This window comes from Vibrio phycocola, assembly GCF_054404255.1.
Genome location: NZ_JBTAMQ010000002.1, coordinates 495,011 through 504,309 on the forward strand (window position 1 = coordinate 495,011; position 9,299 = coordinate 504,309).

Annotated in this window: 10 protein-coding genes and 1 tRNA gene; 6 read left to right on the plus strand and 5 right to left on the minus strand. The window is 43.6% G+C overall.

What is annotated here, in order from left to right; genetic code table 11:
- Positions 1 to 11 precede the first annotated feature (11 nt).
- From ACXJY6_RS05965 to hemA, 5 genes are read right to left on the minus strand one after another with little or no spacing between them, the layout of a single operon-like run.
- Positions 12 to 821, minus strand: coding sequence for a SirB1 family protein (locus tag ACXJY6_RS05965; RefSeq protein WP_458767692.1), 810 nt, complete (start codon positions 819 to 821; stop codon positions 12 to 14).
- 18 nt (positions 822 to 839) lie between these two features.
- On the minus strand, positions 840 to 1,223 hold the full coding sequence (locus ACXJY6_RS05970; RefSeq protein ID WP_456050803.1) for a SirB2 family protein: 384 nt from the start codon (positions 1,221 to 1,223) through the stop codon (positions 840 to 842).
- 4 nt (positions 1,224 to 1,227) lie between these two features.
- Complete coding sequence (gene prmC / locus ACXJY6_RS05975) at positions 1,228 to 2,079, minus strand: peptide chain release factor N(5)-glutamine methyltransferase (protein WP_458767710.1); 852 nt, start codon at positions 2,077 to 2,079, stop codon at positions 1,228 to 1,230.
- A 10-nt stretch (positions 2,080 to 2,089) separates the two neighbouring features.
- Positions 2,090 to 3,178 (minus strand): peptide chain release factor 1, encoded by a 1,089-nt coding sequence (gene prfA / locus ACXJY6_RS05980; protein WP_456050802.1) that lies wholly within the window; start codon positions 3,176 to 3,178, stop codon positions 2,090 to 2,092.
- A 29-nt stretch (positions 3,179 to 3,207) separates the two neighbouring features.
- A complete protein-coding gene (hemA, locus tag ACXJY6_RS05985; protein ID WP_456050801.1) occupies positions 3,208 to 4,467 on the minus strand; it encodes a glutamyl-tRNA reductase in 1,260 nt (419 codons plus the stop codon).
- 179 nt (positions 4,468 to 4,646) lie between these two features.
- On the opposite strand from hemA, the gene lolB reads away from it, so the two are divergent.
- The 6 genes from lolB to ACXJY6_RS06015 all read left to right on the plus strand — a co-directional run bounded on the left by lolB (position 4,647) and on the right by ACXJY6_RS06015 (position 9,297).
- Entirely contained in the window at positions 4,647 to 5,282 is a 636-nt protein-coding gene (gene lolB, locus ACXJY6_RS05990; protein WP_458767693.1) for a lipoprotein insertase outer membrane protein LolB, read from the plus strand.
- Positions 5,283 to 6,131: a 4-(cytidine 5'-diphospho)-2-C-methyl-D-erythritol kinase gene (ispE, locus tag ACXJY6_RS05995; protein WP_458767694.1), complete on the plus strand. Its 849-nt coding sequence runs from the start codon at positions 5,283 to 5,285 to the stop codon at positions 6,129 to 6,131.
- Between the two features lie 53 nt (positions 6,132 to 6,184).
- Entirely contained in the window at positions 6,185 to 7,129 is a 945-nt protein-coding gene (locus tag ACXJY6_RS06000) for a ribose-phosphate pyrophosphokinase (protein ID WP_456051057.1), read from the plus strand.
- Between the two features lie 144 nt (positions 7,130 to 7,273).
- Positions 7,274 to 7,864, plus strand: coding sequence for an aminoacyl-tRNA hydrolase (gene pth, locus ACXJY6_RS06005; protein WP_456050798.1), 591 nt, complete (start codon positions 7,274 to 7,276; stop codon positions 7,862 to 7,864).
- An 11-nt stretch (positions 7,865 to 7,875) separates the two neighbouring features.
- A complete protein-coding gene (ychF, locus tag ACXJY6_RS06010; RefSeq protein ID WP_456050797.1) occupies positions 7,876 to 8,967 on the plus strand; it encodes a redox-regulated ATPase YchF in 1,092 nt (363 codons plus the stop codon).
- A 256-nt stretch (positions 8,968 to 9,223) separates the two neighbouring features.
- Positions 9,224 to 9,297, plus strand: a tRNA-Met gene (locus ACXJY6_RS06015).
- The last annotated feature ends 2 nt before the right edge of the window (positions 9,298 to 9,299 follow it).

The window sequence follows — 9,299 nt, forward strand, 5'->3', positions numbered from 1 at the left end:
TCTCGAATTAATTAATGTAGCGTAACCTGACTATTGCTTAGTACGCTAATCTGGTTTTTAAGTAGTTCTGCACCTGGATCATCAGGGCAATTCTCAACAAAATAACGGTAATCGGTCAAAGCAACATGGTGACACTCTAACTGCTGATAAATATAACCACGATCTCGAATTTCATGTGGATCATAAGGAACAAATGAAAGCGCAATATCAGTGCAACGCAAAGCCAATAAAAAGCGTTCTTCTCGCAATAAAGAACTTTTTAGCAATGCCAACCAGCGACCAATAATGGTCGGATGATCAGCGATTTGCGTATCTTCATTTTTCAGCTTAGTTAACGGTCCCTTATGACCCGTTAACCATGCTTGCAATGTGTGTTTTGAGACGTATTCTCCAGAAAATGGGTTGATAAACATTGGCGGTTGATCAGCGCAGTCCACTCGAACCAAAAACTGAGTCGGAAACATGACCGGAGAAAATGGAAGCCCTAAATTACGTCCAAAGAACAATAATAGTGAGCCTAAAGAAAGAGGAATCCCTCTTTTTTCTTCTAACACTTTATCGATAAAACCATTACTTGAATGGAAAAAAGCATCTTGATCACCATGAAACTTCCATTGGTGATAAAACAAACGCAGAAAAGCATCAACTCTAGATTGAGTGTGAGTTTCATGGGCTAACTCGTGCTCAGCTTCTGCCAATAGCCGGTCAAGTTCCCGTTTACTCCATTCAACGTCCGTTTCTGGATCGACCGCATGATTCAGAATCAGCGCACCGTCCACCAACTCCATGGCATCAAAATCTTCATCAAATAACTCAAGCATATTTATCATCACTCACTGTTATTGAATAAAAATAGGGAGTTTTACTACCGCGAGGTAACCCGCTGTCGCAATCCAACCTAATGCCCCAATAAAGGCAAACGTACGTACCGTTTTATTTTGTCCATATTTCAATGCAAAAGCACCTAAAATAATGTACACCACCACACACACTAGCTTCTCAGTAAGCCATGGCGCGGCAGCGGTAAACGGAATAAAACGAGTTAAGTGAATTAAATAAAGTCCCGATGCAAGCAACAGTGTATCAATAATATGAGGAACTACCTTTAGCCACTTACGTTGAAGTAAGGGGGAGTCAAATAACATCAAAGCAAAACGAAAACATAACAACAAAACACTAATGGTGACACTCACCATATGAAAATTTTTAACAACTAAATACATACTTTCAATTAACCTTATACTGCCCCAATGTCACTCGATCTAACCCTGAATAATCAGTTTCGGTCGTAACATTGTCAAAATTTAACTCTAAAAGAATATCTCGCACTGCGCAGCCCTGTTCAAAACCATGTTCAAACAACAGCCAGCCACCCTCAAGCAAAAACTGACTCGATTGCTTCGCTATGAATACAATGTCCGCTAATCCATTCTGTTCAGCAACTAGTGCCGAGGCTGGCTCAAATCTCACATCGCCTTGCGATAGATGAGGATCTCCAGCATCAATATAGGGTGGATTAGAAACTATGACAGCAAACTTCATACCAGATTCTATTCCGCCAAACCAATCACCTTGAACGAATTTACAATTTTTAATATTCAACTGCTCACCATTAGCTTTCGCTAGTGCGACCGCCTCTGGTTGATAATCGACACCGACGACCTGACGAAATGGTAATTCAGAAGCGAGGGCTAAAGCGATGGCCCCAGTGCCTGTTCCTAAATCCAGTAACGAGCCTTCTGTTTGCGTTGCTTTTTCTAACGCCAGTTCGACCAAGCGTTCTGTATCAGGCCGAGGAATGAGTGTTGAAGGTGACACTTGTAGTGGCAAAGACCAAAACTCTCTGCTGCCCACAATGTATGCAATCGGCTCTCCCTGCTCACGACGATGAACTAAAGCTCGGTAGCCCTCGAGCTGACCGTCTTCGATGCATCGTTCCGGCCAGGTAAAAAGATACGAACGAGGTTTATCGATAACGTGACAAAGCAAGACTTCAGCATCGAGCTGGGGAGAATTGCTGCCGCTTTTAGTAAAGCGCTCTTCAGCTTGACTAATTAGCGACTCAATCGAATCCGTTATCAACATTACCTTAATTTTGCTCCGACAGAGCGGCAAGTTGGTCTGCTTGGAACTCCTGAATAATCGGATCAACTAACGACTGGAGATCGCCTTCCATCACTTCGGACAGGCGGTACAAGGTTAAGTTAATTCGGTGGTCAGACACTCGACCTTGTGGGTAGTTATACGTTCGAATACGGTCACTGCGATCGCCCGACCCCAACAAATTACGGCGCGCATCCGACACTTCAGCAGCGCGCTTAGCAATTTCAGCCTGAGCAATTCGAGCAGCAAGCACCGACATCGCTTTTGCTTTATTTTTATGTTGTGAACGTTCATCTTGACACTCGACCACTGTGCCCGTAGGAAGGTGAGTAATTCGAATGGCAGAATCCGTGGTGTTTACGTGCTGCCCACCTGCTCCTGATGAACGAAATGTGTCAATTTTCAAATCACTTGCTTTAATATCAGGAATTTCTGCTTCTGGTAATTCAGCCATGATCGCAACGGTACATGCCGAAGTATGGACACGGCCCTGAGACTCAGTTTCAGGAACACGTTGCACACGATGCCCACCTGACTCAAATTTCAGTACGCCATAAGCACCATCGCCACTGACTTTTGCAATCATCTCTTTGTAACCACCTTGCTCAGAAATGTTGCTCGACATGACTTCTATGCGCCATCCTTTCTTCTCTGCAAATCGGCTATACATGCGGAACAAATCTCCCGCAAAGATTCCAGCTTCATCTCCACCCGCACCGGCTCTAATCTCAAGAAAACAGTTGCGGTCATCATTGGGATCTTTCGGTAGTAATAGAATCTGAAGCTCATCAGTAAGACGCTCAATGGTCTCCTTCGCTTCAACGATTTCTTCTTGCGCCATCTCACGCATTTCAGCGTCATCTTCTTTCATCATCTCTTCAGCAGATTCTAAATCTTCGTTAGCTTGCTGATAAGATTGAAAACATTTAGTGACTTCTTCGAGCTGAGCATATTCTTTCGATAAAGCTCGGAACTTATTTTGATCGCCAATAACATCAGGATCACCCAATAAGTGTTGCACTTCTTCATAACGCTCAACCAGCGTTTCAAGCTTTGTAATAATCGACGCTTTCATAGATTCTTCTTTTTACTCAATAAATGTATTTAAGATAGATCTTCTAGACCTAAACTTTGCCGAATAACGGCTAATTTGGCAGGTTCGCCTTGTTCTGCAGCAACTTGCATCGCTTTCGTTGGGGCATGAATCAGCTTATTCATCAGCTTATTACTGAGCTCATTCATAATTTTATCGGCATCACCACCTGAAGCCAGAGCTTGTAGACTCTTCGCCAACAATTCCTCACGCAATTCGTTCGATTGTTCGCGATACTCTCTTATACTGTCTACCGCTTGCAAAGATCGCATCCAACTCATAAAAGCGGTACTTTCTTCAGTAATGATCGCCTCGGCTTGAACCGCTTCCACCTTACGTTGCTCCAAGTTGCTATCAATAATCGACTGCAAATCATCGACTGTGTATAAATAGACATCAGGTAATTCACCCACCTGAGCCTCAATATCTCTAGGTACGGCAATATCTACAAATAACATAGGTTGATGACGACGAGCTTTGATCGCACTTTCAACCATGCCTTTTCCAATGATAGGCAAAGGGCTCGCCGTAGAACTAATTACGATATCCGCTCTGGCTAAATGCTCTGGAATTTCTTGTAAACTGATCACTTCCGCCGAAAACTCTTGCGCCATACCCAACGCTCGCTCTCGCGTCCTATTTGCCACAATCATGTCGGTGCACCCATTCGAAGTTAAGTGTTTTGCCACCAACTCTATGGTTTCTCCAGCACCAACCAACAGCACTGTCGATTGTTCCAAAGACTCAAAAATATGCTTCGCAAGCGTGCAAGCGGCATAAGCAACAGAAACTGCACTACCACCGATTTCGGTTTCAGTTCTTACTCTCTTAGCAACAGAGAACGTCTTTTGAAACAATTTATCCATGGTAGAATCGACAGCATTGACCTCGCGCGATTCAGAAAACGCTTGTTTCACTTGTCCCAAGATTTGAGGCTCACCTAATACCAATGAATCTAAACCACAGGCAACTCGCATCAAATGATGAATGGCGGCCTGTTCTTCATATTCATAAATACTCGGACGCAAAAGGGTCGCATCAACCTGATGAAACTCCGACAACCAATCAATAATCTGATTTTTGGTACAACGTTTTGCCGTACAATAAAGCTCGGTGCGGTTACAAGTCGATACAATAACACTGCCATTCACCGATTCTCTTGCACACAATTCCAAAAGTGCTTTACGTAACTTATCGGGCCCAAATGCTACCTTTTCTCGAAGCTCGAGTGGGGCAGTATTATGGTTGATTCCAATAACAAGCAAAGACATGGTGTGAGGATACTCTGGTAACAAGGTTAGAATTAAAGCGGGAATTTTACTGTATGCCCCTAGTGATTGAAAGCACTGAAAGGATTTGTTTTCCTTAGTTCGTGATTTGGATGGTATAGTTAGTCGCGTTTTACACCCATTCTCTCATACCTAAAATTGATAAAAGAGAACTAAAATTGATGTTTATTAGTACTGTTAAGTTACCGCTAAAACGTTATGTTCTTATTGTTATTACAACAATTCTCCTGTTTGGCTGTGCTCAACTTCCAGACGATTCGACCAATGTTGAATGGCAGCAGCACCAACAACGTTTAACCAATCTAAAACATTACAAGGCCACAGGGAAATTAGGGTTTATATCTCCCGAAGAACGGCGCTCAATGACCTTTTTTTGGCAACAAGAAGAAGAAAGAACCCAGCTTAGACTGACTTCTTTGTTTGGCCAAACCTTATTAAAACTTACAATGACACCTGAAGAGACCAGCATTGAAACCTATTTAGGCGATCAATTTCAGGCGGCAGATGGCGCTAGCCTACTTTATCAACTGACTGGTTTGGTTGTCCCCCTTGAACAACTGCCACAATGGTTAAAAGGCGCAGTAACGATAGACATCGAAAACAGCTACACATTACTAGAAACCAATACGCTCGCCAGTCAAACCACGAGTGTTGCTGAGCGTACCTGGCAGGTGGACTATCTACGTTACTCTGATATTACCGATGGCGACAGTAAACTTCCGTTGCCAAGTTTGCTAAAGCTTACCCAAGACGACATTAAAATTAATCTCCAAATTACAAAATGGACAATTGAATAAATGCAATCATCCACAACCCAATGGCCATCACCCGCTAAACTGAATCTATTCCTCTATATTACGGCGCAAAGAGATGACGGTTATCACGAATTACAAACCTTGTTTCAATTCCTCGATTACAGCGACCAGCTTTTCATTACCCCCACTCAACGTGATGAAATTACAATCACCCCTGAGTTAGAAGGCGTTGCAACGCAAGACAACTTGATTTGGCGCGCTGCAATGGCATTAAAAGAGAAAACGGGATGCTCGCTAGGGGCAAACATTAATATCGAAAAAAAGCTGCCGATGGGCGGTGGTATCGGTGGTGGGTCGTCGAATGCCGCAACGACATTGGTGGCGTTGAACCACTTATGGCAGACGAACTTAAATGATGAAGAATTGGCGAAAATAGGCTTAACTCTTGGAGCCGATGTTCCAATTTTCATTCATGGGAATGCCGCTTTTGCTGAAGGTGTCGGTGAAAAGCTTTCCTTCATCACCCCTGAGGAGCCCTGGTATCTTGTTATTCGACCCAATGTAAGTATTTCGACTGCCGAGATTTTTTCTCACCCTCAATTAACTAGAAACACGCCCAAGCGTGAGTTGGCAGAGCTTCTCAATACTCCCTATGAAAACGATTGCGAAAAAATAGTACAATTACTGTATCCAGAGGTTGATAAGCAACTTTCTTGGCTGCTACAATACGGCCCGTCAAGATTGACGGGAACAGGCTCTTGTATCTTTGCTGAATTCGATAGCCAAGAGAAAGCCAATAACATTCTCGCCAAATTACCTGACGGAGTCACAGCATTTGTAGCCCAAGGGCGAAATACATCTCCGCTGAAAAAGACTCTGGTGACGCAATGAATTGCCACCACACAACCACACTAAAAACTGGACGCAACCCCGAGGTTTCCACCGTGCCTGATATGAAGCTATTTGCTGGTAACGCAACGCCTGAACTAGCCAAACGTATTGCTGAACGCCTGTATATTTCACTTGGTGATGCTACTGTTAATCGTTTCTCTGATGGAGAAATAGCAGTGCAAATCAATGAAAATGTACGTGGCAGTGATGTATTCATCATTCAATCTACTTGTGCCCCAACCAACGACAACTTAATTGAGCTCGTTGTAATGATTGATGCGATGCGCCGAGCTTCCGCAGGTCGTATTACTGCTGTTATCCCTTACTTTGGCTATGCTCGTCAGGATCGCCGTGTGCGTTCTGCTCGTGTACCCATTACTGCAAAAGTCGTCGCTGACTTTTTGTCAAACGTTGGTGTAGACCGCGTTTTAACCATTGATTTGCACGCTGAGCAAATTCAAGGTTTCTTTGACGTACCCGTTGATAACATCTTCGGTACACCTGTTCTACTTGAAGATATGAAAGTACGTGGTCTAGAAGATCCTGTTGTTGTATCGCCTGACTTAGGTGGTGTTGTTCGCGCTAGAGCAACCGCAAAAGCCTTGGATGATGTTGATATTGCAATTGTAGACAAGCGCCGTCCACGCGCTAATGTATCAGAAGTAATGAACCTTATTGGTGATGTTAAAGGCCGAGACTGTGTAATTGTTGACGATATGATCGACACCGGTGGAACATTATGTAAGGCCGCTGAAGCCCTAAAAGAGCGCGGTGCGAAGCGAGTTTACGCTTATGCAACGCACGCTGTTTTCTCTGGTAATGCGGCGAAAAATATCGGTGAATCTGTTTTGGATCAGGTTATTGTAACTGACTCCATTCCTGTATCAGCAGAAATGCTAGCAACAGGTAAAGTAACCCAACTAACATTGTCTACGATGCTTGCTGAAGCGATTCGTCGTATTAGCAATGAAGAATCTATCTCGGCAATGTTCAATTAATTTGCCAGTTTGGTATTTGGAAGGCGCATAAGGGAAACCTTTATGCGCCTTTTTCTTTGCTTTCTATATCCAAAACAGACACTCCCCTACTCGTTACATTCTGTGATATCATACCGCGCTTTTTAAATTGTTAGAGACCGAACGGTGAGTCAAAAAATCAAACTGCTTGTAGGATTAGCCAACCCTGGCCAAGAATACGCACGTACGCGGCATAATGCGGGTGCATGGGTGGTAGAAGAGTTAGCTAGGGTGCACAACACCCCATTAAAACTTGAACCCAAATTTTTTGGTGCAACTGGACGATTGATTATCAATGGTGAAGAATTACGTTTATTAATTCCAACCACTTTTATGAACCTGTCGGGAAAGTCCGTTGGCACTCTCGCAACGTTTTATAAGATCAAACCAGAAGAAATCATGATCGCTCACGATGAGTTAGATCTTCCACCTGGTGTGGCAAAGTTTAAAAAAGGCGGCGGTCACGGTGGTCATAACGGCCTCAAAGATACGATTAGCCGGCTTGCAAATAACAAAGACTTTTATCGTCTCAGAATTGGCATTGGCCATCCGGGACATAAAGATAGAGTCGCAGGCTACGTACTTGGTAAAGCACCAACCAAAGAACAAGAGTGTCTTGATGCTGTGGTTGACGAAGCAGTACGTTGCTTAGATATTTTATTAAAAGATGGGCTTTCCAAAGCTCAAAATCGTTTACATACGTTCAAAGCGGAATAAGGTTTACTGTCATGGGTTTCAAATGCGGCATCGTAGGATTGCCAAATGTGGGCAAGTCCACACTTTTCAATGCGTTAACTAAAGCCGGTATCGAAGCGGCAAACTTTCCCTTCTGTACTATCGAGCCAAATACAGGGATCGTTCCTGTGCCTGACTTACGTCTCGATGCATTAGCGGAAATTGTTAATCCTCAGCGCATACTTCCGACTACAATGGAATTTGTTGATATTGCAGGTCTCGTTGCTGGTGCCTCTAAAGGCGAAGGTTTGGGGAATAAATTTCTTGCCAACATCCGCGAAACGGATGCGATTGGTCATGTTGTGCGTTGTTTCGAGAATGAAAACATCGTCCATGTATCAGGAAAAGTCTCTCCATTAGACGATATTGAAGTGATTAACCTTGAACTTGCATTAGCCGATCTTGACTCATGTGAACGTGCTATTCAACGCCAAGCGAAACGCGCAAAAGGTGGCGATAAAGACGCAAAATTTGAAATCACCGTGCTAGAGAAATTGCTTCCAGTACTTACTGAAGGCGGTTCGGCTCGTACCGTTGAGTTAGCGAAAGAAGAGAAAGCAGCCGTTGCCTATCTTAACTTTTTAACGCTAAAACCAACCATGTACATTGCCAATGTGAATGAAGATGGTTTCGATGATAACCCTCATCTTGATGCTGTTCGTGAATACGCAGAAAAAGAGAACAACGTCGTTGTACCGGTTTGTGCGGCAATTGAAGCTGAAATGTCAGAGCTTGACGATGAAGATCGTGACGAATTCCTGGCAGATCTAGGCATTGAAGAGCCAGGCCTTAACCGTGTAATTCGCTCTGGTTACGAGTTACTAACTCTTCACACTTACTTTACGGCTGGTGTAAAAGAAGTGAGAGCTTGGACCATCCCAGTTGGCGCGACTGCTCCTCAAGCTGCGGGTAAGATTCATACCGACTTCGAACGTGGATTTATTCGTGCAGAAGTGGTGGGCTATGATGACTTTATCCAATACCGTGGTGAATCTGGTGCGAAAGAAGCCGGTAAATGGCGCTTAGAAGGTAAGGACTACATAGTAAAAGACGGCGATGTAGTGCACTTCCGCTTTAACGTCTAAACCAAACAAGTGGTAATTTAAGGCCAATCATTTTTGATTGGCCTTTTTTATATGCTCTATTTTACCCACTTAAAAACAAGAACTCTGGGTGATTTGAGACACGCTTTCATTTAGAAATAGCCCGCTTTGTTTAAAAAAAACACGAACAGCCAATTTCAGCCAATATATTCAAAAAAACTATTGACGCTGTAAGGCCATATCCGCATAATGCGCTCCGTTCTTGAAAATAAGCGTTTCGCTTTTCACAGAATATTATGGCTACGTAGCTCAGTTGGTTAGAGCACATCACTCATAATGATGGGGTCACAGGTTCGAATCCCGTCGTAGCCACC

Excerpts from the sequence above, each read along its gene's own strand:
- ychF (WP_456050797.1), top strand. The coding sequence starts at position 7,876 with ATGGGTTTCAAATGCGGCATCGTAGGATTGCCAAATGTGGGCAAGTCC.
- hemA (WP_456050801.1), bottom strand. The coding sequence starts at position 4,467 with ATGTCTTTGCTTGTTATTGGAATCAACCATAATACTGCCCCACTCGAG.
- lolB (WP_458767693.1), top strand. The coding sequence starts at position 4,647 with ATGTTTATTAGTACTGTTAAGTTACCGCTAAAACGTTATGTTCTTATT.
- ispE (WP_458767694.1), top strand. The coding sequence starts at position 5,283 with ATGCAATCATCCACAACCCAATGGCCATCACCCGCTAAACTGAATCTA.
- ACXJY6_RS05970 (WP_456050803.1), bottom strand. The coding sequence starts at position 1,223 with ATGTATTTAGTTGTTAAAAATTTTCATATGGTGAGTGTCACCATTAGT.
- ACXJY6_RS05965 (WP_458767692.1), bottom strand. The coding sequence starts at position 821 with ATGCTTGAGTTATTTGATGAAGATTTTGATGCCATGGAGTTGGTGGAC.
- prfA (WP_456050802.1), bottom strand. The coding sequence starts at position 3,178 with ATGAAAGCGTCGATTATTACAAAGCTTGAAACGCTGGTTGAGCGTTAT.